Here is a 26,370-nt window from a genome sequence, read left to right as displayed (position 1 = left end):
CCTAGTTTGCTTTTGGTAGCCAAACACTGGTGCCGGTTGAGGCAATATGATTGACATTGCCTTTGAGTACTTTGTCACCGACGTTACGTGATGTTTCTGGGCGGCTGACTAGATAACCTTGCACACAGCAAATTCCCATATTTTTTACTAGCTCAAATTGGTCGAGCTGTTCCACACCCTCAGCGACGATTTTTAGCCCTAGCTGTGCACCGAGTTCGCTGATTGAGTTGAGTATCTTGAAGTATTTTGGGTTATCTTTTGCTTGTGAAATAAATAGTTTATCTATTTTAATAACGTCAATTGGTAAATCAGCTAATGTACTTAAGGAACTAAAGCCTGTGCCAAAATCGTCAATTGCAATGGTAATTCCTGCACTTCTACAGCGCTCTAATTGAGCAATAATCTCATCACTGGCAGTGATAAGCGTTGACTCTGTGATTTCAATCATGAGCGATGTAGCTGGCAACCCTGACTTTTCTAGCGCTTCCAAAATCCAATCGTAAACTGGTCGATGCTTTAATTGGATCCCCGATACGTTAACGGATATTTTGACCTTTTTCATACCGGCGTTGTGCCACGCAGACATTTGTCGACAGGATTCTAGAAGGATCCAGTCACCAAGCTCTAAGATTAAATTAGACTCTTCAGCGATGGGGATAAATTCTGAGGGGGGAATAACTCCCTCAATAGGGTGATGCCACCTTGTTAACGCTTCAAAGTAGTCTATTGAACAATCTTCAACGTGCACAATCGGTTGGAATGACAATTGAAAATTTTGAGAGGCGATAGCAAGCCTTAACTCTTCTAGCAGGTAATGATAGCGTCTGATCTTATTGCCCATTTCAGGAGAGTACACGCGGAAAATGCCTCGTCCATCTGTTTTTGCACGATACATAGCGACGTCAGACATTTGCAAAAGTGCGTTAGGGGTTGAAGCACTATCAGGAAACACTGCGATACCGATACTGGCACTTATTTTGACAAGCTTGTTACCAAGCACAAAATCGCGCTCAACCTCACTCAGTATCATCTGAGCAACTTCGGTGCAAAAGCTGGTGTCTCTTAAATTAGGGATAAAAATAGAAAATTCGTCACCGCCTAATCGAGATAAATTCTGGTCGAGTCCATGAACAGGGTGCGCATCATTGAGCTTAAACTGCCTGACAACTTGCTCTAAACGCCCCGAAACTTGAATTAAAATTTCATCGCCGAAACTGTGTCCAAAAGAGTCATTAACCTGTTTAAAGCCATCTAAATCGATAAACAACAAGCCGCATTTAGATTTATTTTGGTCAGCGACTGTTAGTTGCTCACTGATATGCTCAATGTAGGCATGCCTGTCGATGAGCTTGGTTAATTTATCTTGATAAACGTGGCTGTCAGATTGAATTTTAATTCGCTGAAGGTTGTCACTCAGCGATTGAACGGCATAGCAAATTTGTGCAACTGGCCCACCGGAATGGAGTTCTTTATGTTTAATGTCTAAGCCTTTTAATAATGCATTTAGGTCATTGTTGATGGCTTTGAGCGCTTCATGTTGTACTTTTTCTCTGCGGTTGCCCTTTGCTTGGGCAATAACCAGCAGAATGGCAAGTACCAAAATCATAAGTAAAGTCGGGGAGGACCACACTAATTTAAACACGCGAGAGCTGGGTACTATTGTGTAATCAGCCTTTTGTTTTGCAATAACAACGAATGTTTGGCTTTCTAAATTGACAAACTCTTGGTCATAGTAGATGAACTGATACCAAGGCGCGGTTGCTTCAGTTTTATTGGCGTCAGTGATTTGCGTTTGTAGGGATAACAATCCAGATTGTGCATTCAGGACGTGTTTAGCAAAAGTCAGATTTGCAGCAATTCCCATTACTACAAAACCCACTACTGCATAAGCTAAATTTTTAAATACATTCTGCATGACTTAGACAATCCACAATTAACCGAAAAACGGATCCTTCATGTCCCTGTAGTATACATCAAATTGACGTCAGGGATGACAACCTTTTACACACTTTTGTTTACAAGTGCAATTATCAAAATTATTTCAATTTATTTTAGGGACAATAAGTTAACTTTCACTGAGTAAGATCAATTATCAATATATTTCACTTTACACGATAATGATTCTTATCTACTTTTTTAAGTCATTGGCCTAATATTTGCTCAGTCCTATTGGGCAATAAAAAGAAACGGGCTTTCTGTCCAAAAATGTATTTTTCTGGTGCAAAAGTTTGCTGTATTGCACTGCTGTGAGGCGTACAAGATTATTTTATGTACTAAACTATTCTCACAAAATGTGTACGTGTAGCGATATATTATACGACATAGTTTTGTGGCAAGGAACACCAACCAAGTTAGGTTTTTGGAGCCAAAAATGTTAACAAAACGTTTTTTTAAAACGAAAAACGAAGCCGAAATCACATTTGAATTCTCTCACCCTGAAGCGAAAAAAGTTGAACTAGTTGCCGAATTTAACGATTGGCAACCCATTAGTATGAGATTCAATAAGAAAGAAAAGCGCTTTAAACTTAAACACAGACTACCAACTGATCGAAAATATCACTTCAGATATTTGATAGATGGAAATTTATGGGACAACGATAACAGTGCTGATGGATATGCTGCCAATGGTTTTGGCAGTGAAAACAGCATCGTTGATACACAAAAATTGGCATAGATGCCAATGAATGGTTTACAACAGTTATATTACCTCCACGGAGTTGGTTTTGATTTCGTCAAATATGATGGTTCTTATGTAGTTTTTGATGAAATAACAAGACAAGCGGCCATTGAGTGCTGCGGTGTTGACCCGCAAAACCTTGACGAGGTCGAGCAGATCAATTTCGAATTGGATATTGCGCCATGGACTAGGGTCGTTGAAGAGGTGACGTTAGCTACTAGCGAACACGGAAAGTTTGTGATCAAAGTTCATGAGTCTCATAAACACACTGGGATGAGTATTAAGGTTCCCGAGTTAGGTATTGATACAACTATACGACTCAATGAGTATCCCGAAGTAGGTGACTACATTCATGACGATAATCGGTATATCGCGATAGAGATAGACCTCGGTACAATGCCCATTGGCTATTTTAACCTCAGTTTAGAGGGCGCGTTTGGACAGGTGTCTTCAGAGGTGTGGTCGGTACCGAAAAGATGCTTTAACCCCTATGTTGAAAATACGGATAAAAAACCACTGGGTATCTCACTGCAACTCTATACGCTCAAAAGTGATCGCAATTATGGGATTGGTGACTTTACCGATTTAAAGCACTTGATTGAGTTATTTGCGCAACAGGGAGGCGATTTTGTTCTTCTAAATCCGTTGCATTTGCTTTTTTGTGAGCACCCTGAGGAGGCGAGTCCTTACAGCCCTTCACACCGCTGTTTAATCAATCCTTTGTATATCGCGCTTGATGACCTTGAGCAATGGGTTGGAAGCGAGTGTGTACGACTATTTACATCGGAAGCTGATTTACAGTCAGGTATATCGGTGTCAGAAACATTTATTGATTACACAAAAACGTCGCATGTGAAATATAAACTGTTCAGGCAGCTATATGAATGTTGGCGACAAAAACCTTATCAAGAATCTCACTTGCAAGACTTCATCGCCGACAAAAAAGCGACGCTTGGTGAGATTGAACTAAGCCAATTCGACTGGTTTTTACAGTGGCTGGCGTTCGAACAAATAGCGAGCTGCCAAGCGTTGTGTATTAATAAAGGAATGGAAATAGGTTTAGTCAATGACTTAGCTGTGGGGTGCACTGAAAGCGGGCTTGAATACACCAGTTACCAGTCTAGTTTTAGCCAAAATGCCAATATTGGCGCGCCGCCAGACCCTTGGGCGGAGCAAGGCCAAAATTGGGGTATGCCAGCGCTCAACCCTGTTAAGGTCAAACAAGATAAATTTAGGTATTTTAAATCATTGGTGAGGTCAAATTTGAGTCAGGTTGGAGCGTTGCGTATCGATCACGTGATGTCTCTAAGGCGTCTATGGTGGTGCTTCACCAAAGAAGGGCAGGATTTAGGTTGCTATGTTTATTACCCATTTGATTATTTGTTGGCTGTGCTAAAAATTGAATCACATTTGCATAGCGCCATTGTGATTGGTGAAGATCTAGGGGTTGTGCCTCCAGAAGTGACGCATGCGTTAGAAGACTCGGCAATATTTGGCAATACACTTTTCTATTTTGAAAAAACAGACAATGGTGACTTTAAGCCCAGTGAGCAGCTGAGAAAAAACGCGCTTATTATGGTTGCTAATCATGATGTGCCGCCGTTTCATGGCTGGTGGAATGGAAAAGATTTGGATATCAAGCTGAGTTACAAGCTCATTGATACGCCTCAATATGAGCACTTAAAGTGCGTCAGAGACACAGAAAAAGAACGCCTGATCAATTGGGTGTCCCAACACCAAATTTCGAATATTGATCTTAACTCTCCAAGCCAAGACGTCTATCAAGCCGTTATGTCTATACTTGCCAAGAGTGAAAGTCGGTTATTGGCAATACAATTGGACGATTTGGACCTACAAGAATTTCCAGTAAATATTCCGGGCACACATAAAGAGTATCCCAACTGGCGCAGAAAACTAAATCATGAGTTGTCTGAACTTTTTACTATTAATCAAAACTTTATTCAGCAGCTTAATGCTATCAGGAAGCAATCATGAACACCGTGAATAAAAATGTAGAGAATATAGAGGACTATACCGAGCAGGTAAGGGCTTTGTCTGCGGGGTCGTTTTCAGATCCTTTCAGCTTTTTAGGTCCACATTCGGTTAAATTTGGACCAAAGCGCTATACGGTGTTACGTGTTTATATTCCCAGCGCCCACTCTGTCGCTGTTATTTTTAAAAATACCGCAAAGAAAATGGAGCGTTACTTGGATAGCGATCTATTTACGATCCAGCTGGATGCGGAGTTAGATGTTAAAAATTACAAATTAAAAGTCACTTTTGAAAACACCGAGTTTTACTTTGACGATGTCTATCGGTTTTCCAGCGCATTAGATGACAAAGCGATGTACTTGTTTAATGAGGGGACATTGGAGCATGGTTACGATCATTTTGGTGCGAGGTTCATTGATCATGAAGGTGTGCAAGGTGTTCAATTTAGTGTTTGGGCACCAAATGCGAAAAGTGTCTCAGTTATTGGTGAGTTTAACTATTGGCAGCCAAGCCAGCATTTTATGAGATTTCACCCAGCAAGTGGAGTTTGGGATCTCTTTGTTCCAGGACTATTACCTGATACATGCTATAAATATGCCATCACGACTGTAAATGGGGAGATATTAGAAAAGTCTGATCCCTACGCAAAGAAAATGCAGCAAGCACCAGGCACCGCTAGTATTTTGCAAAGTAAATATTGTACTAATCCAATAGAAAGTGATGAATCGGCTGCACGGATGCTACGCAATCATGTCGAGGCGGCGATTTCAATATATGAAGTGCATTTGGGGTCGTGGAAAAGGCGAGATGAACAGGGTGGACGTTACTTAACTTATCGAGAACTCGCAGATGATTTAGTGCCCTACGTCAAAGAGTTGGGCTTTTCACATATTCAGCTCATGCCAATTAGTGAGTTTCCTTTTGATGGTTCTTGGGGTTATCAACCTGTCGGTCTTTTTGCTCCCTCTAGTCGCTTTGGCTCTGTGGCTGATTTTTTGCATTTCAGCGAAACCTGTAGGCGACTGGAGATAGGGTTATTATTGGACTGGGTGCCCGGTCACTTTCCAACAGATCCCCACGGTCTTAACCGCTTTGATGGTACGCATCTATATGAACACGCCGATAAACGCCAAGGCTTTCACCCAGACTGGAATACCTGTGTATTTAACTATGATAGGCCAGAAGTTAAAAGCTATCTGCTTTCGAACGCTAATTATTGGATCTCTGAGTTTCAGCTTGATGGACTGAGAGTAGATGCTGTTGCATCCATGTTGTATTTGGATTATTCGCGCAATGATGGTGAATGGATCGCAAATCAATATGGTGGTCGAGAGAATTTAGGGGCAATAGATTGTTTACAGCAAAGTAATGCAAGCTGCTATAAAAATAACGCACATGCCATGATGGTCGCAGAAGAGTCAACTGCGTGGCCTGGTGTTACTCAAAGTGTGGACAATGGAGGACTTGGGTTTGGGTATAAATGGAACATGGGCTGGATGAATGACAGCTTAGGTTATATGCAACGTGATCCCATTCATCGAAAGTTTCATCATCACGAAATGACTTTCTCAATGGCTTATGCATTTTCAGAAAATTACATACTGCCGTTGAGCCATGACGAAGTAGTGCACGGAAAAGGCTCTTTATTGAGCAAAATGCCTGGAGATGATTGGCAGCAATTTGCAAACCTTCGTGCATATTATGGCTTTATGTTTGCACACCCTGGCAAAAAACTACTCTTTATGGGGAGTGAATTAGCGCCGAGAGACGAGTGGGATCATAATCGGCAGCTTGATTGGACGCTTTTACAAAGCGAAGCACACAAAGGCATTTTTAACTCAGTAAAATCGTTGAATCAAGTTTATCATTCTACTCCTGCGCTTTTCGAGGTTGACGGTTCTCCCGCGGGCTTTAGATGGATAGACTGTGATAATAATGAGCAATCCATATTGAGTTTTGTAAGGTACGGTAAACAACATTCTGAGCTAGTTGTGGTTGTATGTCATTTTACACCAGAAGTGTTTCATCATTTCCGTTTAGGTGTACCCAAAAGCGGTGTTTATCAAGTTATCTTCAATTCAGATGATGAGCAATTTTATGGAAGTGGTGTCAAGGTCGTCGCTCATAAACAACAGCTGGTGCAAAGTAAAGAGATCACTAGTCACGGCCTTGAACATAGTATCGAAATCACCGTGCCTCCTCTGAGCTCTGTGTATTTGAAATATATTTCGGCATAACTATGCTTAGTTTCCAAAAAGGCTCAATGCTGCCATTGGGTAGCACTGTGAGCGAGAACGGCGTTAATTTTGCTGTGTATGCACCGCATGCACGAAGTGTATTGTTGTGTTTGTTTGATGACGCGGGGCGATGTGAGCAGCATCGTGTTGAAATGCATAGCCACGAGGGAGGTGTGTGGAGCATTTTCGTTGAGTCTTTGATTGAAGGAGCACTTTATGGCTATAGGACTGACGGGCAATATGAATTGTCTTCAGGCCTTTTTTTCAACATAAATAAGCTATTGCTTGATCCGTATGCGAAAGATTTTAGTGGTGATTTTACTTGGAGTGAACGTCATTATTGTCACCTTCCGGTAGGCGAGTTCAACACTTTAGACAATGCTATTGATATGCCTAAGAGTAAAGTGGTTAAAACAAGCCAATATAGCGGAACAAAGCCGAATATACCTTGGCAAAACTCGTTCATCTACGAGTGTCATGTCAAAGGTACTACACAGCTTCATCCTGCAATTGATAATGCAAAAAAAGGCAAATTTGCCGCGTTAGTTGACCCACAGTTTTTGCAACATTTAAAGCATTTAGGTGTAACCGCCATTGAATTGTTGCCTGTCCACGCTTTTGTCAGTGAGCAGTTTCTAACAACTAAAGGGCTTCAAAATTATTGGGGCTATAATACGCTGAGCTTTTTTGTTCCTCATAAGGCGTATTGCGTAGGCGGCAATGTTACCGAATTCACCGACATGGTTAAACAACTCCATGACAACAATATAGAAGTGATCATAGACGTAGTATATAACCATACGGCAGAGGGCGGAGTAGATGGCCCTATGCTCTCTTTTAAAGGGCTTCATAATAATGGTTATTATCGAACTTTAAGCTCGCCTGAATCAGTTTATATCAATGATACCGGGTGTGGGAATACCATTAATATTGATGATCCGATCACATTAAAGCTCGTAATGGATAGCCTTAGGTATTGGGTTGAAGTTATGGGGGTAGATGGTTTTAGGTTTGATTTAGCAACGATATTAGCGCGTACCGCTGATGGTTTTTCAAGCCGCCATTCATTTTTTCAAACAATTCACCAAGATCCTATTCTATCTACGGTAAAGCTCATAGCAGAGCCATGGGATGTGGGCCCTGGAGGGTATCAACTTGGAGCGTTTCCTGCCCCTTGGCGAGAATGGAATGATAAATACAGAGATGTAGTAAGGCGCTTCTGGCGTGGAGATAGTGGAACACTCCCCGAGCTTGCTAAACGTATCCATGGCTCCAATGATTTATTTGAGCACAATCAACGCGGGCCGCTCAACTCGATTAATTTCCTGACTAGCCATGATGGGTACAGTCTATCTGACTGGGTAAGTTATGAGCGCAAACATAATGAAGCCAATGGTGAGGGTAATCGAGATGGCCACAGCGAAAATTACTCATTTAATTGCGGGCATGAAGGCGAGACTGTCGACCCAGAAATATTAGCTTCACGTTACAAAATGCAAGTTAATGCGCTTGTCACCTTGCTAATGTCAAAAGGTGTTCCAATGATAGCGGCTGGTACTGAACTTAATCATAGCCAACAGGGTAACAATAACGCCTACTGCCAAGATAATGAAGTGAGTTGGTTGAACTGGTCTAATGTGGGTAGCCAACAGACACTAATAGAGCCTATTGCTCAATTAATAAAGCTAAGAAATAAACTGAGCGTCTTTGAGCATCCTTTTTTTGTGCATGCTGCAGATGAACGTTTCTCAGTCAAGTGGCTCAATAAAGAATCACAAGATATGAGTGAAAGCGACTGGCATGATGAAGATAACAAAACGCTGATGTATGTGCTTGCCGACAAGCTCAAGTCAAATGCGGTGATGGTGATATTAAATGCGGATACTGAGCATTTCACCATTACACTTCCACCTCCACCTTTTTCTAGTTGCTGGGAATGTGTTTTTTCGTCAGAGCCGCAGTCAGAGCGAAATGTGCTTCCTATCTCTATTTGTCTCACAGCACAGAGTGCTTGGGTACTTGTGTCAAACTTAGAGGAAAACACGAATGGCTGATAAAAAGTCTAATGTGTGTATTGTTAAACACTGGCAGGATGCGCCAAAACTCAACGAGAGTGCATTGGCGGATGATTTAAATCGACATTTCTATTATACCCTCGGTCGAGATCGAGTTGGTAAATCAAAACACTATCTGTTTCAAGCGCTGGCGTTGACGATTAGAGATAGGCTGGTTGCCCGGTGCAGAGCGACAAATCAGCATTTATCACAACAAAAAACGAAAAAAGCAGCTTATCTGTCACTAGAGTTTTTAATGGGACGTGCGTTGGGCAACGCAATTTTAAATTTAGACTTAGAAGAGCAGGTTCAATCAGCTTTGCAAGAATATGGCACGGAGCTGGAAGAGTTGGAGTCAGCCGAACATGATGCAGGACTCGGCAATGGTGGTTTAGGGCGTTTGGCGGCATGCTTTTTAGACAGTTGTGCCTCGCTAGCGCTACCGGTTGTTGGATATGGTATTCGCTATGAGTACGGCATGTTTAACCAGTCGATTGACCAAGGCGTGCAGATAGAGCAACCCGATAACTGGCTACGAGAAGGGCATCCATGGGAGCTCAGTGCTCCGGAGCAAGCAAAAGTAGTTAAGTTTTTTGGCAACGTAGAAATACATACAGACAAACATGGCCGCACTCATCATCAATGGGTCAACTCTCAAGATGTATTGGCCGTACCGTTTGATGTACCAATTCCTGGGTATCGCAATGGCGTAGTTAACACTCTTAGGTTGTGGAAATCTGAGGCCACAGACGAGTTCAACTTAAAAGAATTCAATGCAGGCAGTTATTCTGAGGCAGTCGCAAAGAAAAACTTAGCTGAGCAAATTACCATGGTGCTTTACCCAAATGATGCCAGCGAAAATGGTAAGGAATTGCGGTTACGTCAGCAGTACTTTCTATCTAGTGCGAGTTTACAAGATATTTTGCATCAGTGGACGGAGCAACACGGCACCGACTTTAGTGATTTTGCGCAATATCATGTGTTTCAGCTCAATGATACACACCCTAGTGTTGCGGTAGCTGAATTGATGCGTTTACTGCTCGATGAATATGAGCTCGAGTGGGATCAAGCTTGGAAAATAACAACGACGACGATGGCGTATACCAATCATACTCTATTACCAGAAGCACTTGAAAAGTGGTCGGTGTCTTTATTTAGTCGTTTATTGCCTCGGGTACTGGAAATAATTTATGAAATTAATGCACGTTTCTTGGCTGAAGTTGCACTTATGTGGCCAGGTGATGTTGAAAAGCAAAGACAGCTTTCGTTGATTGAAGAAGGACCAGAGCCACAAATTAGAATGGCTTATTTAGCGATTGTTGGCAGTTTTTCTGTTAATGGCGTTGCAGCGCTGCATACTGAATTGTTGAAATCAGGCTTGTTCAATACCTTTTACAATTTGTGGCCGAAAAAGTTCAACAACAAAACCAATGGCGTGACACCTAGGCGGTGGCTGGCACATTGCAATCCTAATCTCGCGCACTTAATTTCAGAAAAAATTGGTGACGGATGGCAAGCCGATTTTTCTGGCATAAGCGCAATTAGACGCTTTTACGACAAACCCGCATTTCATACGCAGTGGCAAAAAGTAAAACAGGGCAATAAAGCCAAGTTAGCTGAACTTGTTAAAGCGAGATGCGATGTGGAGTTTGACACCAGCATGTTGTTTGACGTTCAAGTAAAGCGCATTCATGAATATAAGCGTCAGCTGCTCAATATACTTCATGTTATCGCGCTGTATGATCAAATCCGTCGAGGTGACGTTAAAAACATTGTGCCAAGATGCGTTTTGTTTGGTGGTAAGGCTGCGCCTGGGTATTACATGGCCAAGTTAATCATCAAGCTTATTAATAATGTCGCAAACGTTGTCAACAAAGACAGCGCAGCCAGACCATATCTGAGGGTTGCATTTTTACCAAACTACAACGTAACCGCGATGGAGACCATTTGCGCTGCGACGGATCTTTCACAACAAATATCTACAGCAGGTAAAGAAGCGAGCGGCACCGGAAACATGAAGTTTATGATGAATGGTGCCATCACTATTGGGACTTTGGATGGTGCCAATATTGAGATACGCGAACAGGTTGGCGATGATAACTTCTTTTTGTTTGGGGTAACCGCTGAGCAGGCTAACCAAGTACGGCAGCACTACGATCCTAAAGCTATCATAGAGGGATTCGAGCCACTCAAAAATACTATGAAGTTACTTGAAAGCGGTTATTTTAATTTATTTGAGCCCAATATTTTCAACGATATTATCGCTTCGATTACCTGTCCAAATGATCCTTGGTTGGTCGCACAAGACTTTGAAAGCTATTTCGAAGCACAGCAGCGAGCAGCGCAAAGTTATACAAATAAAACACTGTGGAATCGTATGAGTATTCTAAATACAGCAGCTAGTGGGACATTTTCTAGCGACCGTACTATTTCTCAATACAGCGAAGAGATTTGGCGATTAAAACCAATGCAGTAGCCGCCATGAACATAAATATGGAGATAAGAAATGCCGAGTTATGCAAACCGTTATATAAGTAACCTGACAAGAGATACCTATGCTCTGATCCTTGCGGGTGGGCGTGGCAGTCGGTTGCACGAATTAACCGACTGGCGTGCTAAGCCAGCGGTATACTTTGGTGGTAAGCACAGAATAATTGATTTTCCTTTGTCTAATTGTATCAACTCCGGGATCCGCCGGGTAGGTATTGCTACACAATACAAGTCTCACTCACTGATTAGGCATGTAAATAGAGCGTGGGGACACTTTAAAAAAGAGTTAGGGGAGTCTGTTGAAATTTTGCCAGCTTCTCAACGTTATGGTGATGAGTGGTATTGTGGGACGGCTGATGCGGTGTTTCAGAACATGGACATAATACGTCATGAACTGCCTAAATATGTGATGATTTTATCAGGCGACCATGTTTATCGGATGGATTATGGTGCGCTGATCGCAAAACATGTTGAAACGGGCGCTGATATGACGGTTTGCTGCATCGAAGTAGATTGTGATGAAGCGGCAAACACGTTTGGTGTTATGACTGTCGATGAGGGTAAACGAGTTCGTCGTTTTGATGAAAAGCCTGCTGAGCCGACTTCTATTCCAGGCAAACCGGGCACTTGTTTAGCTTCAATGGGCAATTATGTATTCAACACAGAGTTTTTGTTTGAACAATTGAAAAGAGATGCGCAAAGGGAAGGGTCTGGAAGAGATTTTGGGCATGATATAATTCCGTCGATTATTGAAGAGCACAATGTATATGCGTTTCCATTTAGAGATCCCAGTCACCCAGGTCAGCCATATTGGCGAGATGTCGGGACCATAGACTCATTTTGGGAAGCAAACATGGAGCTTGTTTCGGTTCAGCCCCAGCTTGATCTCTATGACCCGTCTTGGCCAATTTGGACATATCAAGAGCAGCTTCCTCCTGCAAAATTTATTTTTGATGATGAAAATAGACGTGGCATGGCGGTTGACTCTACGGTATCAGGTGGATGTATAATTTCAGGCTCGGTTGTTCGTAAATCTCTATTATTTTCAAATGTTCATGTTCACTCTTATTGTGAAATTGAAGGTGCAGTTGTACTCCCAGGTGTTAAAATAAACCGCCATTGTAGAATTAAAAATGCCATCATAGATCGAAGCTGTGAAATACCAACGGGGATGAGGATAGGCTTTGATCCTGAGGAAGATCGCAGTAATGGCTTTAGAGTTTCTAACAAAGGTATTGTTCTTGTAACAAGAGATATGCTTGTAGCTTTGCAAGCAAGTCAAAAGCCGAAAGAATCGAGTTTGCAAAGCGCTTAAGGTTGAGTTATGCATGTAGTGATGGTGGCAGCTGAAAATGACAGGTTGCCAAATTGCAAGGTCGGGGGAGTCGCTGATGTTATTCGCGACGTCCCCTATGCTTTGTCGCGTATAAATATAAATACATCCGTTATTGTGCCAGATTATGGCCAAGCTGCTATGGAGCGCCAGTTTGTCGCAGACATTGCGGTGCCTTTTAAACAGCATCTTGAAACAGCTGTTTTGTGGCAAGTAGAAAAGAGTGATGGGGTTATACAATATGTTATCTCTCATTCTCTTTTCTCGGAGCATGGCGGGGCTATCTATTGTAATGATAGAGACAGGCCATTTCACACAGACGCCAACAAATTTGCATTTTTTAGTGCAGCCGTGTGCGAAGTGATTGAACATGGGTTTATTGGTGATGTAGATGTCTTACATTTGCATGATTGGCACGCAGCTTGTGTCGCTGTATTACGTCAATTTAGTCCTAGGTTTAACCTTCTCAAACAGATAAAAACTGTCTTCACAGTGCATAATCTCGCTTTGCAAGGAGTAAGGCCTTTTAGTGGAGATGAGTCGAGTCTAGAGGCTTGGTTCCCAACAATGAGTTATGACGGACAGCAAATTTGTGACCACCTTTACCCCCATTGTTTTAACCCAATGAGGGCTGCGATTAGCCTTGTCGATAAAGTACATCTAGTTTCACCGACTTACCGTGAGGAAGTACAGAAAAGCAGCGACCATCAGGCTGGTTTTTTTGGGGGAGAAGGTCTAGAACATGATATGCAAATTGCTGCAAGTCAAAATAAACTTATCGGAATTTTGAACGGTTGTGAGTACGAACATACGCCTCTGGATCCAAATTGGGGCGACTTGATGAACAGTGCCGAGGCAAATATTTTCAATTGGATGGCAAAAACATCTGAATTGAAAAGTGTCTATTACATTGCCCATCAGCGGATCCTCGCGTGGCGGAATAACCCTTGTACTGGCCCTCTAGTTACCAGTATTGGGCGATTAACGGATCAGAAAGTGTTATTACTAAAGCAAATGGTTGGCAGTGAAATGGCGCTGGATCAGATTGCTAAATCTCTACACGAACAACAGGGTCGAATAATCATTCTTGGCTCTGGAGACCATGAGTTGGAATATTTATTTTCTCAAGTTATGGCTCGCAATGAAAATGTGCTTTACTTAAACGGGTATGGGCATGATGTTGGCGATTTGATGTATGAGTTGGGTGATCTATTCTTAATGCCAAGTTCGTTTGAGCCCTGTGGTATTAGCCAAATGCTGGCGATGAGAGCCGGGCAACCCTGCCTAGTAAATTCTGTCGGAGGGCTTGCTGATACTGTATCAGACAATGAAAGCGGATTTGTATTTTGTGGAGAAAATATCCAACAGCAAGTTGATAACCTAATAAATAGATTTAAAGCTTGTATTGATGTATTTATTCACCACAGAGAAGAGTATAATAGGATTGCTACATGCGCATCTCAAAGAAGGTTTACATGGGATCAAAGCGCAATTCAGTACAAGGAAAATTTATATGAGTAGGGTAACCTACTCATCCTAGTGTTGTGATCTAGTACTTTAATGTTTTAGTTTTATTTTATTTATCGGAATTTCGGGTTAAAATAATTAAAAAGAATAGAACAAAAGTGCTGTTAATTTAACAGTATAGCTAGGAGCGATGATTTGAAAGTGTTTGTGGCCCGACAGGCCATTTTTAATCGCAAAAAGCACGTAGTAGCTTATGAGCTATTGTTTCGTGATGGCACCAAAAACAGCTTTCCTAATGTCGCTGAAAACGCTGCTACAGCAAAGTTAATTATGGATAACCAACTAAACCTTGGTACTCGTTATCTGACATCGGGAAAAAAAGCACTCATAAACATAGGAGAAGACTCTTTAAATCAAGAGCTTGCACAGTTTTTACCCGCTGATGATGTTATCTTAGAGCTATTAGAAACTATCCCACCAACTAGCGCAAATTATGAAAAAGTGAGGCAACTTTTCCATAGTAACTATCGTTTAGCGTTGGATGATTTCAACTATTCAAAAGAGTGGGAGCCATTCTTAAAACTGGCTAGGCTTGTTAAGTTTGATTTAGTTGAAACACCCCTAGAGCAAATTGAGCCCTTGGTAAATCAGCTTAAAAAGCGAAAAAATTTAAAGCTGCTGGCTGAAAAAGTAGAGACTGAAGAAGAGTTTATAACTGCCCGTAACATGGGATTTAGCTTTTTTCAGGGATACTTTTTCGCAAAGCCGACGATGATTGCGCAAAATGATATTGAAATAAACTATGCGATAGTTATGCTGATTTACGCAGAAGCATTAAAACCCAATATGAATATACCCAAAATTGCAGAGTTGTTTGCGCAAGACACTGCGCTTGCCTACAAATTGCTCAGGCTAATTAATTCGGGTGTATTTCCAATTAAAAACCGCATTGAATCTTTAAAGCAGGCACTAGTATATCTAGGCCATGAGCGCATTATTAAATTTGTAAATTTAATAATGACAGCGCATGTAGCGGAGACAAAACCAACAGAGCTCACTCGATTGAGTATTGTTCGCTCAAGGTTTTGTGAATTATTGAGCCGTCAGGTTGCACCTTCTCTTACAAGTATGAGCTTTTTAACCGGGTTGTTTTCGTTGCTTGATGCAATTTTAGATAAACCAATGGACGTCGTAGTTGAGCGTTTACCTTTTCCTGAACTACTTAGAGATGCACTAGTAGGTGAGCCTAATACACTGTTCTATATATTAAATATAGTAAAAGCATATGAGAGTGGCAGCTGGTGGGCGATGCAAGAGGCGTGCACAATGCTAAATATATCTGATGAAAACTTGCCTGAATTTCACGCTCAGGCTGTGAGTTGGGCAGACATGTATCGTGAACATGTCTATTCATGAGCAGAGTAGAGTCTATTGATGTGTTAAGAGGTTTGGCACTATTAGGCTTGCCTCTTACAAATTTGATATATATGGCTAATTTTACATCTGGCTCTGTAGCAGATAGCAGTGACAAGCTAGGAGCTAGTTTAAGCTTTGCAGTCGACGTTTTGGCTCACGGTCGATTTAGAACTATTTTTAGTATTCTTTTTGGTTTGTCACTGTGCTTATTTTACGAAAAGTACGGCCCTCAGTGCATTGCAAAAATGAGAAACAGATTATTTGTATTAGGCGTATTTGGTTGTGTTCATGGGTTTGTTTTGTGGCCTGGTGATATCTTATTAAACTATTCAATATCTGGCTTATTACTTTTATATGTATTGCGATTAGACAACACCACACTGGTAAAGCTTGCTGTTTGCGCCGTATTAATACCAATTTTTATTCTTATGCTGCTTATCTATCAAAGTGGGGGCGTAGACTTTGCTGAACCAACTCATGTTGATATGGCGCCATATGGTTTCTTTGAACTACTGGAATTCAATTTTTATAATTACTTAGGCATGTTGGCGCTATTACCGACCATAACTCTGTGGTATATATTTGGTTTGATGGTAATAGGTGTGTTGGTTTACCGTGCTTATTGGCAAGGGAATGGCGGTTTGTCGACACCTTTTAGCCTCTTGGTGCTCATACCACTTTCAATCTTTGGCTCAGTTTGGGCTCGTTTGACATTTACAGAAAGCGAAAGCCTCATTTTTGACCTATTTAATTGGCTGTTCGCCATCCCATGTAGTATTGCTCTTGTATGTATTGGCCTGAACCATAGTGAGCAGATTTCAAAGCGGCGCTCTATATTATCGGCTGTGGGTCGATTCTCACTCTCATTGTATTTATTGCAGTCAGTGATAGGGGTGTGGTTGTTTCAATTTGCTTACCCTATGTGGAGAACTAATTTCACTCAAACAGACTATTTTTTGCTTTTTATTGGTTTGGCTATTCTACAATTAGCATTAGTGTGGTGGTTTCGAAGAAACGCCATCAGAGGGCCTGCTGAGATAGTGTTTGCCAATTGTCAGGGTTATTTGAATAAAAGAGAGTCATAAATGTCGTCGATTAAAGTTGTGTTTCTGTTACTTGTGATGACGTGGTCTTGGACGTCTATGGCCAAGAACAATTTTTCAGTGTTGTTCGTTAATCCATCCTTAGAAGGAGAACCTTTTTGGGGAAAAGTACAAAAAATAACGGAAGAGGCAGCTGCCCAGCTAGACATAAATATTGATGTAATTTACGGGGATGGTAATCGCCATATACAGTTGGCTGAGCTAAAAAAGTATTTGGATTATCGGGCAAGTCCAGACTACGTCATTCTGATGCTGTATCCCGGCGGAGCGGAACAAACTTTGACTATGCTCAATAACTATGGGATCAAGTTCATTACCCTTGAGCAAACAATAACGGGATTAGAAAAAGAAGAAATAGGCCTGCCCAAAAAGCGATTTGAACACTGGCTAGGTGAAGTATATTTTGATAACTATCAAGCAGGCTATGATTTGGCACGCGCACTGCATCTCAGTGTTGTTGCTGGTGGTCATAAAGGTCAGGTCAATGGGTTGGCGATAAATGGCCACTATGGCAGTGAATCTGATAAGCGAAATCAGGGAGCGGCTGCTTATTTTCGAGAACATAAAATCAATTTACAACAAACTGTGCACGCCAGCTGGTCTAAAGAGCAAGCTTATTCGAAAACGAAGCGATTGTTCAAACGCTACCCTGAAACGCACTTAATATGGAGTGCATCAGATCTAATGGCAATGGGTGCACAAACTGCGGTTAGGCAGTTGGTCAAAGACCGCTCCAAAAAGGTGGCTATTGGCGGCTTTGATTGGCTATCTGATAGTTTATCGTTAATTGATGAGGATATATTGAGTGCTTCTGTCGGGGGGCACTTTATGATGGGCGGATGGGCACTTGTCTCTTTATTTGACTTTCACCATGGCGTCCCATATTGGCTTACAAACAGCGCAATTACTTTTAAGTTATCATCAATTACCAAAGAAAACGTGAATGAGTATTTGTGGATATCCACAACCCCGGATTGGTCAAAAGTAAATTATAAGAGTTTAAGTATTTTAGATACAAAGATTAAAGAGTACGACTTTTCACCAAATCAATTGCGCCAAAGAGCGGAAACAATCAAATAGTGCTTGGATACTTAGCATAAAAGGGTTTCAAGCGCGTCACGTCTGAGCTATGTGATTCATTTTATGTTTGAATCGTTATACAATTATGTTTTTTTAGAACATTGAGAATGGCGTGGATACACCAAAACGATTAAACAAGTATATCAGTGAGACCGGGTTTTGCAGCCGAAGAGAAGCCGATACTCTCATCAGTGATGGCAGAGTTTCAGTCAATGGGCAGGTTGCTGAAATGGGGTTGAAAGTAACTGATTCCGATAATATTTTGGTTGACAACAAGCCGTTAAAATCCAAACCAAAGCGTGTTTATATCGCCTATAACAAGCCCGTTGGTGTTACGTGTACTACTGAGCGTAAGATAAAAAGCAACATCGTTAATGCGATAAATTATCCAGAGCGAATTTTCCCTATAGGCCGATTAGATAGGCCTTCAGAAGGATTGATCTTTCTTACCAATGAAGGAGATATCGTTAACAAAATATTGCGCGCAGGAAATAACCATGAGAAAGAGTATATTGTCACGGTTGATAAAGCCATCGACGATAAGTTTATACATGGCATGCGCTCAGGAGTGCCGATCCTTGGTACGGTAACAAAAAAATGCTTTGTTAAGAAAACAGGGGCCAAGAAATTCACCATTACATTAACGCAAGGCTTGAACAGACAAATCCGTCGTATGTGTGAATATTTTGGCTATGAAGTGCAGACACTTAAACGTGTTAGGATCATGAATGTCAACCTGAATGGACTAAGGGCTGGCGAATGGCGACATTTAAGTGAGGCTGAAATGGCTGAAATAAATGCATCGATTGAAGGATCATCAAAAACAGAAGAAGCGTCCGTTGATGACAAAAAAAGAGCTGGCTCAAAAGAAAAGTTCGCTCCAAAGCGTAATTCAGACAATCAACGAACGAAAGATAAAACTAGGCAAGCTCGACCTGAAAAAGGAAAACGTAAACCGGGCAAAAAGCCTGAAAGAGTGAAAGGAACACTTTCTCTAAACAAAAAAAATGGCCGCTAATGCGGCCATTTTCATGATTCAGTTATGCTGTTGTAGGTGCTTTAATTTTAAATACTAAGCAATAAACTACAGGGATAACGATGAGCGTTAAAATTGTAGCAAACCCTAACCCAAACATGATTGTTACGGCCATAGACTTAAAGAACACATCAAATAGCAGTGGGATCATACCAAGTATGGTGGTGATTGCGGCCATTGAAACAGGCCTCACACGGCTAACGCCAGAATCAAAGACGGCTTGATATGGCGCTTTTCCACTATCTACTTCAAGATTGATTTGATCCATTAAAACAATCCCGTTTTTAATTAACATACCTGACAGGCTCAACAACCCTAATAGAGCCATAAAGCTAAAGGGGGCTTGGAATACCACTAACCCTGCGGTTACACCAATAATTGCCAGAGGCACGGTGCTCCATATTACTAGAGGCTTTTTGATTGAATTAAATAGTAATACGGTGATCATAAACATACTTAGATAGCCAAGAGGTAACGAACCGAATATTGCAGTCTGTGCTTTGGAGGAAGACTCATACTCGCCACCCCATTCCATTTTGTAGCCGACAGGGAGCTCTATTGCTTCAATATCTCCCTTAATGCGTGCAAAGAGCTTGGCTGGCGTTTCATTGCCAATAACATCGTGATCAGCCATAACGGTAATGGTGCGTTTTCTATCTCGGCGCATGATTAAACTGTCTTCCCACACAACCTCAAATTTGTCGACAATCTGGCTCACAGGTACATACACGTTTAATACCGGACTAAACACCTGTAGATCTTGCAAACTTTCAACACTGTATCGCTCCGCCTCTGGCGAGCGAGCAACAATTGGTAGCATTTGCGTACCGTCTCGGTATAAGCCAACTTGCTTACCAGAGACACTAGTGAGCAGGAGCTGATCTAAATCAGACTTACTGATCCCTAATCGACGTGCTTTTTGCTCATTGAAGACCGGTTGTAATACCTTGCTACGCTGTCGCCAGTCGTCCTTAATGCTGTGCGCACCAGTGTCTTTCGCTAAGATAGATTTCGCTTCATTGGCCAGTTGGCGCAATACGACAGGGTCCGGTCCAGAAAATCTAGCTTCAATTTTGGCATCGGTAGAAGGGCCAATTTCCATGCGTTTGATTTTTAATTGCCCATCTAACTCATTTTCAGCACTAAAGTGGCGGACTTTAGCAATCATGTCAGTGACGTCTTCGCGGGTCTTAACACGAATAATGAGCTGACCATAAGCGTCATATTGCTTTTCTGGACTGTATGTCAGCATAAACCTTGGCGCACCTTGGCCAACAGTTGCCGTCACATCTGTAACTGCATCATGGCGCTTTAAGAAAGCTTCAAGCTTCTTAACATTTTCAGATGTTGAACGAATATCGGCGCCTTGGTAATTCCAGTAATCGACATAAAACATGGGCGTATTCGATGCAGGGAAGAATGATTGTTTAACCGATTTGAATCCGACAACCGAACTGCCTAATAAAGCGACCATGAAGATGACTGTGGTCCATCTGTAACGCAGACTGAAGCCCAACAAGGCTTTGTAGGCTGTAAAAATCGCGCCTTGGTACGGATCGCTTTGTTGCGTGCTTTCCCCGGTTTTGATTTCTTCTTTGAACAACATATTCGCAAAAAATGGCGTAAGCGTGATGGCTGTAACCCAGCTTAAAAGCAGTGAAATGAATAGAACCCAAAACAGAGAGCCTGCAAACTCTCCGCTGGCATCGGAACTTAAGCCTATCGGTGCAAACGCGGTGATACCAATTACCGTCGCACCTAGCAGTGGCCACTTGGTTTGCTCAACAATATTTACAGCCGCTTTAATTTTTGTTTGACCGCGCTTGAGGTTTATCAGGATACCTTCGGTGATCACGATTGCATTATCGACTAGCATGCCGAGGGCGATAATAAGCGCGCCAAGTGAGATACGTTGCAAATCAATTGCAAACAATTTCATAAAGATAAATGTGCCAAGCACGGTCAGCAGTAAAATACCACCAATTAAAATACCGCTTTTAACGCCCATAAAAATGAGCAGTACTATGATAACAATCGCGACCGCTTCAAGTAAGCTGACGATAAATCCGTCAACTGACTTTTTAACTTCAGCTGGTTGGTTATAAACACTATTTATTTCAATACCATATGGTTTTTGGTATTCGAGCTCAGCTAACCTTTTATTGATAGCTATGCCGACATCAACCACGTTTACACCTGATGTAAATGAAATACCAACCAACAGGGCTCTGTTGTTGTTAAAACGAGTAATATGATTTGGTACTTCTTGATACTCTCTTGAAACAGTAGCGACATCACCTAGATAGATCAGTTCTCTCGCGCCAGGCTGAGAAATGAGCAGGTTTTCCAGCTCAGATACATCAGAAAACTCACCTGTAGGGTGGAGGCGTATAGACTCGTTACCAACTCGTATTTTTCCCGCATTGGACACTGTGTTTTGAGTTTGCAGCAGTGAAAAAATATGATTCGGCGAAATACCTAGTTGCGACATTTTCTGTGTGGATATTTCAACGATCACTTGGGCTTGTTGCTCACCAGCGACTGTTACCTTGCTCACACCATCCACTAAAACTAACTCGCGGCGTAAAAAATCTACATAATCTTTTAACTCGTCATAGGTATAGCCGGCCCCTGTTACGCCATACAACATGCCATATACATCGGCAAAGTCATCCATTATTGTTGGCGGCTGAACACCCGCAGGCAGGCGCGGGCTGAGGTCATTAATTTTTCGTCTTAGCTCATCCCATATTTGTTTGAGATCTTCCTTACGATAAGTACTTTTCATCTCAACAGAAATTTGCGACTTTCCAGGAGATGAAATTGAAGTTACGTAATCGACATATGGCAGACTTTGTATTGCATTTTCAATGGGGTATGTAACTTCTTCTTCGACTTGTTGTGGTGATGCACCTGGGTAGACGGTTATCACCATAGCTTTTTTAAGTGTAAATTCAGGGTCTTCTAATTGCCCAAGGCCAAAGTAAGACACGGCACCCGCTGCAAATAGCAATACAGCGAACATCGCACTAATGACCTTATTTTCGATTGACCAACTTGCTAAGCTCATAATTATAAGCCTCGCTCTTTAGTCCAAGGTCTCACTTTCAGGTTTTCTTTAAGGTAATGTACGCCAGCCGCAACCACAATCTCACCCGCCTCTAACCCAGACACAACTTCAATGCTGGATTCTCGCATTTCACCCAGCTTAATATGGCGCTTTGTGACAGTGCTTGTTTCAGAGTTATAGACCCAAACATAATGGTTGTTGTCGATTTTTTCATTTTGAACAGAAAACACCGCTTCATTTGGAATTAACAGCGTTTTCTTTTGCAGATTCATCACTTTGCTTGGGTCAATATATACGTGGCCTGTCATGCCCGCAAACAGGTTGAAGTCTTCAGGGATCGGTAAAGAAAATACGACTTTATAAGTTAAAGTTACCGGATCTGCTTGTGTATCCCACTCCTTGATAGTAAGTGTATATGATTTATCAGGAAACCCGTCAAATACAACGGTTGGATGATAATCTAGATCTTTATTAACACGGGCAACTAGTTTTTCAGGTACTTGAATCACGACATCCATACGGTCACGCGTCTCAAGCCTCAAGATGTTTTGCTTTGCGACTATATTTTCAAAGTTTTTAACAAATACTTTTGCGACTGTGCCATCAAAAGGAGCTCGAAGCTCGCTATTTTCTAAATTTGTTTGCGCTATTCGGTATGCAGATTCAGTTACTTGTTTATTTGCAAGGGCCTGATCGTATTCGGCTTTACTTGCAGTAGATTTGTTAAATAGAGATTCAATTCTATTCAATTGCAGTGCTGCAAGTTCGTATTGTGCTTTACGTTGTTGAAACTGTAGCTCAAAATCTTCGGGATCTAATTTAGCCAGTAATTGCCCTTTTTTAACCTCTTGCCCAGCTAAGATTGGGAAGTCGATCAATTCGCCATTAACGCGAAAAGCAAGGTATGACCCTTGGTTGGCAACGACTTCAGCAGGAAAGTGCCTGAGAGTTGCAGCAGCTGGATCACTGACTGTATGCAATTTTACAGGCCTAACCAAGTCTTCAGTAGGTGATTGGATAACTTCATCTTGGCAGGCGCCAAGTAAAAGTGCGGATGATAATACGAGTACGCGTTTGAACACTTAAGTTACTCCGAAATGTATGACTCCTAAGATAATGTAGTGCAGGATATATAAAATAGTACTAAAATAAAAATTATAAATAATTAGGGTTTTAATAAATAAAGTTTATGAAGTTGTCAGATTTAGAAGTACTTCACGTTGTGGCGCATTCTCAAAGTCTTAATGATGCTGCCAAACGATTGTTCAAAACACAGCCAGCCGTAACTCAGGCCCTAAAACGGTTAAGCACTGAACTGGGCTTTCCACTGGTTACGCGAGAAGAGTACCGCATTAAATTAACAGAGCAGGGAGCGAGATTTTATAAAGAGGCTGTTAAATTAATTGAACACCATGAGAATCTCAAAGCAATGGCCGCGGACTTTGCGCAAGGGAATGAGCCTAAATTTAATATCTGTTATGAGGCAATGAGTTATGACTACAATTGCAATGAATTGATAAAAAAAACCTTCAGACAGTTTCCTTCAACAGCGTTTGAGATCACAAGCGGAAAGCGATTTGTCGCTCTAGATAGAGTCAATCAAGGGATATCTGATATTGGAGTTGGCCCATGGTTTAATTTGTTCCATGCAACGGGAGATTTGGAGTCGGTTGCAATTGGTGAAGTAACTCTTGGGTTAGTCGCTAAAAAGGGGTTGATACCCAACAAGCTAACATTTGATGAGTTAAACCAATATCCCTGCTTAGCGATGACAGAAAGTGGTTTTGAATTTGACAGCGATCGCCTAGAGTATTCTAAAAGTCGCAGTGTTATGAAGTTAGATGATATCGCAACCATTAAAATGTTTCTTTTACAAGGCATGGGTTTTGCGATCGTGACGCTAAATCATTGCGAAAAAGAGCTCGAGCAAGGGCTTTTGGAACAAATCAGGGTGTCTGATAAGCAAGATCAGTTTACCGTTGATATTCATGCATTTAGACGGCACTTGCCACATCAAGGCTCGGTGGCTCAGTATCTATGGGCAGGGTTTAAAGAGTTAGGTAAGCAATACAGTGAACGATGAATTTAAACAAAATGTGTATACATTAATAGGTGCAATTCCGCAGGGGCAGGTAGCGACTTACGGGCAGATCGCAAAGCTGGCAGGTGCGCCTAAACATGCCAGAGCTGTTGGCTATTTACTGAAAAAATTGCCAAAGGACAGCACGCTCCCCTGGCATAGAGTGATAAATAGCCAAGGCAAGATCTCGTTTCCTCTTGATAGCGACAAATTTCAGACTCAAAGCACAAAGCTACAAGCTGAGGGCGTTGCGGTAACTTCAGGGCGTGTTGCACTTAAAAAATACCTTTGGCGCTGATTGTTATCTCTAAAAAGCACATGTGACGGGAAATTTCAAACTTTGAGTTGATCGGATTTTAGCTAGGAGGCGTAAAAACACTTAGAAATTAACATGACTAAGTCAATATGAAACGAGCACTTTTCCCTTTATCTATATATATTTTGCCGCAAGGGTATACGCGATTACGTATTTTTGAGCCGCGCTATCTTCACATGGTAAAGGTCGCGATGAAAGAGAGGAATGGCTTTGTGCTTTGCCATAGTGATAAAACACGTTCTTCCAAAGTGTCGACTGAGGGCGTTTATGTAGAAATTGTAGACTTTTCCCAAGACCAAGCAGGGCAGCTGTTAATAGATGTGTATGCAAGGAGCAGGGTAAGTATTTTAGATACAGAGGTTGATGATCTAAACTTGAAACATGCTTGGTGCGAGCCAATAAACGCACCGCTTTGGGATTTGCAAGACGGCAATTTCATTTATCACGAACGTCTTGCTGATTTATTGAGAGACCTTTTTGTTATCAACACAGAGCTGAACGACTTGTACAAGAAAAAGAACTATGCAGATCCAATTTGGGTAGCTGCTAGATGGCTAGAGTTGCTCCCTCTGACTTTAGACCAAAAGCAAAAAATACAGAGTTGTCACTCTTATCAAGCAGTTGCCAATGTTCTTTTTGAGATTTTTGATGAAACAGGGTGATCTGAATGTCAAAGCCATTCGTATAGACTAATATGTTACTGACTCAGAGCGTTAAATTATGGTTAGTTTAGAGCAATCAAGCGATTGCCGTACAATAAAAGGTAAAAGCGTAGGGATGCAAGAAACCCCTTCAGAGCAGCTAACGGCAGCATTAGTGAATGTAGCAAACAATGCAGATAAAAAAGCATACGCTTACCTATTTTCATACTTTGCGCCGAAAATAAAGCGTTTCGGCATTAAGCAGTTTGGTTCAGAGGCCATGGCGATGGAACTCGTTCAAGACACTATGACGTCGGTATGGAGAAAAGCAAAGCTTTATCACCAAGATAAAGGCGCAGCGACCACGTGGGTGTATACGATAATGAGAAACGCATCTTTCGACGCTTTGAGAAAAGTAAAAAGTAACAAAGAGGACAATCTTAGCGAAGAGATATGGCCTCTTTTCCACGATGAGCAAGTTTGCGAAAGAAGCTTCAAAGATCATTTACAAACAAACCAACTTAAAGAAAAAATCAAGAGTCTGCCAGCGGCGCAGCGCGACGTTGTAGTCGGTGTCTATTTTGAGGATATGACGCAAGAGCAATTAGCACAGCATCTAGGTATACCTGTTGGAACCGTCAAATCACGGTTACGCTTGGCACTTAAAAAGTTAAAAGTTGAGTTGGGAGAGCAGCATGATTAAATATCACCCATCAAAACAGTTGATGCAAAAGCACGTCGCTGGTGAGCTTCCTGTTGGATTAAGTGTAGCGATTGCCGCACACATAGAGTTGTGTGACGCATGTAAACTGGAACTCGACGCGTTAGAAGCAAAGCAAGCTGAGTCTGCGTTTGAGAGCAACGCAAGTAACTGTTCAGATATAGCAGATACGAGCGCAGAAGAAAATCTGGCATTTGAAGCGATGATAAATGACATCACACAACTAGAAATGAGTAGTGCGATGGTCCCTAGAGAACCTCAAATGTTTGATTATCAGGATAAGTCTGTTCAATTGCCAAGAGCAATCGCGGCCTTAAAGTTAGGCAGTTTTATCAATGCAGGAAAGGTTTCTCGTGCTCGTTTTGAGTTGGACGAAGGCCCTTTGCGGAGCAGTTTACTACACATAAGGCCCGGCGGGGAGATACCTGAGCACACGCACACAGGGTTTGAATTAACTCTATTGCTAGATGGGTCTTTCGAAGATGAAAGTGGTTCATATGTACCTGGTGATTTTATTATGCTAGATGGCAGGCATAACCATACACCTAAAACAGAAGAAGGCTGTTTGTGCTTTACTTTAGTAGACAGTGCATTGCACTTCAATAAAGGCCTTAGCAAACTGCTAAACCCAATTGGTAATCTTATCTATTAAAATGG

The 26,370-nt window shown here is 41.7% G+C and carries 19 protein-coding genes; 16 read left to right on the top strand and 3 right to left on the bottom strand.

Annotated features, from left to right (window positions below; genetic code table 11):
- Window position 1: 1 nt before the first annotated feature.
- Complete coding sequence (locus tag N483_RS21280; RefSeq protein WP_023397824.1) at window positions 2-1,915, bottom strand: putative bifunctional diguanylate cyclase/phosphodiesterase; 1,914 nt, start codon at window positions 1,913-1,915, stop codon at window positions 2-4.
- Window positions 1,916-2,371: 456 nt separating this feature from the next.
- On the opposite strand from N483_RS21280, the gene N483_RS21275 reads away from it, so the two are divergent.
- From N483_RS21275 to rluF, 11 genes are all read left to right on the top strand, one after another.
- Window positions 2,372-2,674: an isoamylase early set domain-containing protein gene (locus N483_RS21275; RefSeq protein WP_023397823.1), complete on the top strand. Its 303-nt coding sequence runs from the start codon at window positions 2,372-2,374 to the stop codon at window positions 2,672-2,674.
- A gap of 6 nt (window positions 2,675-2,680) precedes the next feature.
- Window positions 2,681-4,672: a 4-alpha-glucanotransferase gene (malQ, locus tag N483_RS21270; protein WP_023397822.1), complete on the top strand. Its 1,992-nt coding sequence runs from the start codon at window positions 2,681-2,683 to the stop codon at window positions 4,670-4,672.
- Window positions 4,669-6,906 (top strand): 1,4-alpha-glucan branching protein GlgB, encoded by a 2,238-nt coding sequence (gene glgB / locus N483_RS21265; protein WP_023397821.1) that lies wholly within the window; start codon window positions 4,669-4,671, stop codon window positions 6,904-6,906. The genes malQ and glgB overlap by 4 nt, the downstream gene beginning before the upstream one ends.
- A gap of 2 nt (window positions 6,907-6,908) precedes the next feature.
- Window positions 6,909-8,960 carry a glycogen debranching protein GlgX gene (gene glgX / locus N483_RS21260; RefSeq protein ID WP_023397820.1) on the top strand — a complete coding sequence of 684 codons (2,052 nt, stop codon included), beginning with the start codon at window positions 6,909-6,911 and terminating at the stop codon, window positions 8,958-8,960.
- Window positions 8,953-11,436, top strand: coding sequence for a glycogen/starch/alpha-glucan phosphorylase (locus tag N483_RS21255; protein ID WP_023397819.1), 2,484 nt, complete (start codon window positions 8,953-8,955; stop codon window positions 11,434-11,436). The genes glgX and N483_RS21255 overlap by 8 nt, the downstream gene beginning before the upstream one ends.
- A gap of 30 nt (window positions 11,437-11,466) precedes the next feature.
- Window positions 11,467-12,765, top strand: a complete 1,299-nt coding sequence (glgC, locus tag N483_RS21250) for a glucose-1-phosphate adenylyltransferase (RefSeq protein WP_023397818.1) — start codon at window positions 11,467-11,469, stop codon at window positions 12,763-12,765.
- A gap of 9 nt (window positions 12,766-12,774) precedes the next feature.
- Window positions 12,775-14,304, top strand: a complete 1,530-nt coding sequence (locus N483_RS21245; RefSeq protein ID WP_023397817.1) for a glycogen synthase — start codon at window positions 12,775-12,777, stop codon at window positions 14,302-14,304.
- 141 nt (window positions 14,305-14,445) lie between these two features.
- On the top strand, window positions 14,446-15,666 hold the full coding sequence (locus N483_RS21240; protein ID WP_023397816.1) for an EAL and HDOD domain-containing protein: 1,221 nt from the start codon (window positions 14,446-14,448) through the stop codon (window positions 15,664-15,666).
- The gene (locus tag N483_RS21235) at window positions 15,663-16,751 is read left to right on the top strand and encodes a DUF418 domain-containing protein (RefSeq protein WP_023397815.1); all 1,089 of its coding nucleotides are present in this window, start codon (window positions 15,663-15,665) and stop codon (window positions 16,749-16,751) included. Before N483_RS21240 ends, N483_RS21235 begins: the two co-directional genes overlap by 4 nt.
- Window positions 16,752-17,849, top strand: a complete 1,098-nt coding sequence (locus N483_RS21230; RefSeq protein ID WP_023397814.1) for an ABC transporter substrate-binding protein — start codon at window positions 16,752-16,754, stop codon at window positions 17,847-17,849.
- A gap of 112 nt (window positions 17,850-17,961) precedes the next feature.
- The gene (gene rluF / locus N483_RS21225) at window positions 17,962-18,867 is read left to right on the top strand and encodes a 23S rRNA pseudouridine(2604) synthase RluF (protein WP_023397813.1); all 906 of its coding nucleotides are present in this window, start codon (window positions 17,962-17,964) and stop codon (window positions 18,865-18,867) included.
- A 22-nt stretch (window positions 18,868-18,889) separates the two neighbouring features.
- Here the strand turns inward: rluF and N483_RS21220 are convergent, their stop codons facing one another.
- Window positions 18,890-21,955 (bottom strand): efflux RND transporter permease subunit, encoded by a 3,066-nt coding sequence (locus tag N483_RS21220; RefSeq protein WP_023397812.1) that lies wholly within the window; start codon window positions 21,953-21,955, stop codon window positions 18,890-18,892.
- 2 nt (window positions 21,956-21,957) lie between these two features.
- Window positions 21,958-23,037 (bottom strand): efflux RND transporter periplasmic adaptor subunit, encoded by a 1,080-nt coding sequence (locus N483_RS21215; protein ID WP_023397811.1) that lies wholly within the window; start codon window positions 23,035-23,037, stop codon window positions 21,958-21,960.
- A gap of 107 nt (window positions 23,038-23,144) precedes the next feature.
- On the opposite strand from N483_RS21215, the gene N483_RS21210 reads away from it, so the two are divergent.
- The 5 genes from N483_RS21210 (at window position 23,145) to N483_RS21190 (ending at window position 26,365) form a co-directional block, all read left to right on the top strand.
- A complete protein-coding gene (locus tag N483_RS21210; protein WP_023397810.1) occupies window positions 23,145-24,038 on the top strand; it encodes a LysR family transcriptional regulator in 894 nt (297 codons plus the stop codon).
- Window positions 24,028-24,333, top strand: coding sequence for an MGMT family protein (locus N483_RS21205; protein ID WP_023397809.1), 306 nt, complete (start codon window positions 24,028-24,030; stop codon window positions 24,331-24,333). The genes N483_RS21210 and N483_RS21205 overlap by 11 nt, the downstream gene beginning before the upstream one ends.
- A gap of 107 nt (window positions 24,334-24,440) precedes the next feature.
- Window positions 24,441-25,013, top strand: a complete 573-nt coding sequence (locus tag N483_RS21200) for an LON peptidase substrate-binding domain-containing protein (RefSeq protein WP_023397808.1) — start codon at window positions 24,441-24,443, stop codon at window positions 25,011-25,013.
- A gap of 58 nt (window positions 25,014-25,071) precedes the next feature.
- Window positions 25,072-25,695, top strand: coding sequence for a sigma-70 family RNA polymerase sigma factor (locus N483_RS21195; RefSeq protein WP_023397807.1), 624 nt, complete (start codon window positions 25,072-25,074; stop codon window positions 25,693-25,695).
- Window positions 25,688-26,365: a ChrR family anti-sigma-E factor gene (locus N483_RS21190; RefSeq protein WP_023397806.1), complete on the top strand. Its 678-nt coding sequence runs from the start codon at window positions 25,688-25,690 to the stop codon at window positions 26,363-26,365. The genes N483_RS21195 and N483_RS21190 overlap by 8 nt, the downstream gene beginning before the upstream one ends.
- The last annotated feature ends 5 nt before the right edge of the window (window positions 26,366-26,370 follow it).

The sequence above is a fragment of the Pseudoalteromonas luteoviolacea NCIMB 1944 genome (assembly GCF_001625565.1).
GTDB classification, from domain to species: Bacteria; Pseudomonadota; Gammaproteobacteria; order Enterobacterales; family Alteromonadaceae; genus Pseudoalteromonas; species Pseudoalteromonas luteoviolacea_F.
Note: the sequence above shows the minus strand (reverse complement) of the source record. Positions and strands in the feature narration are given on the sequence as shown.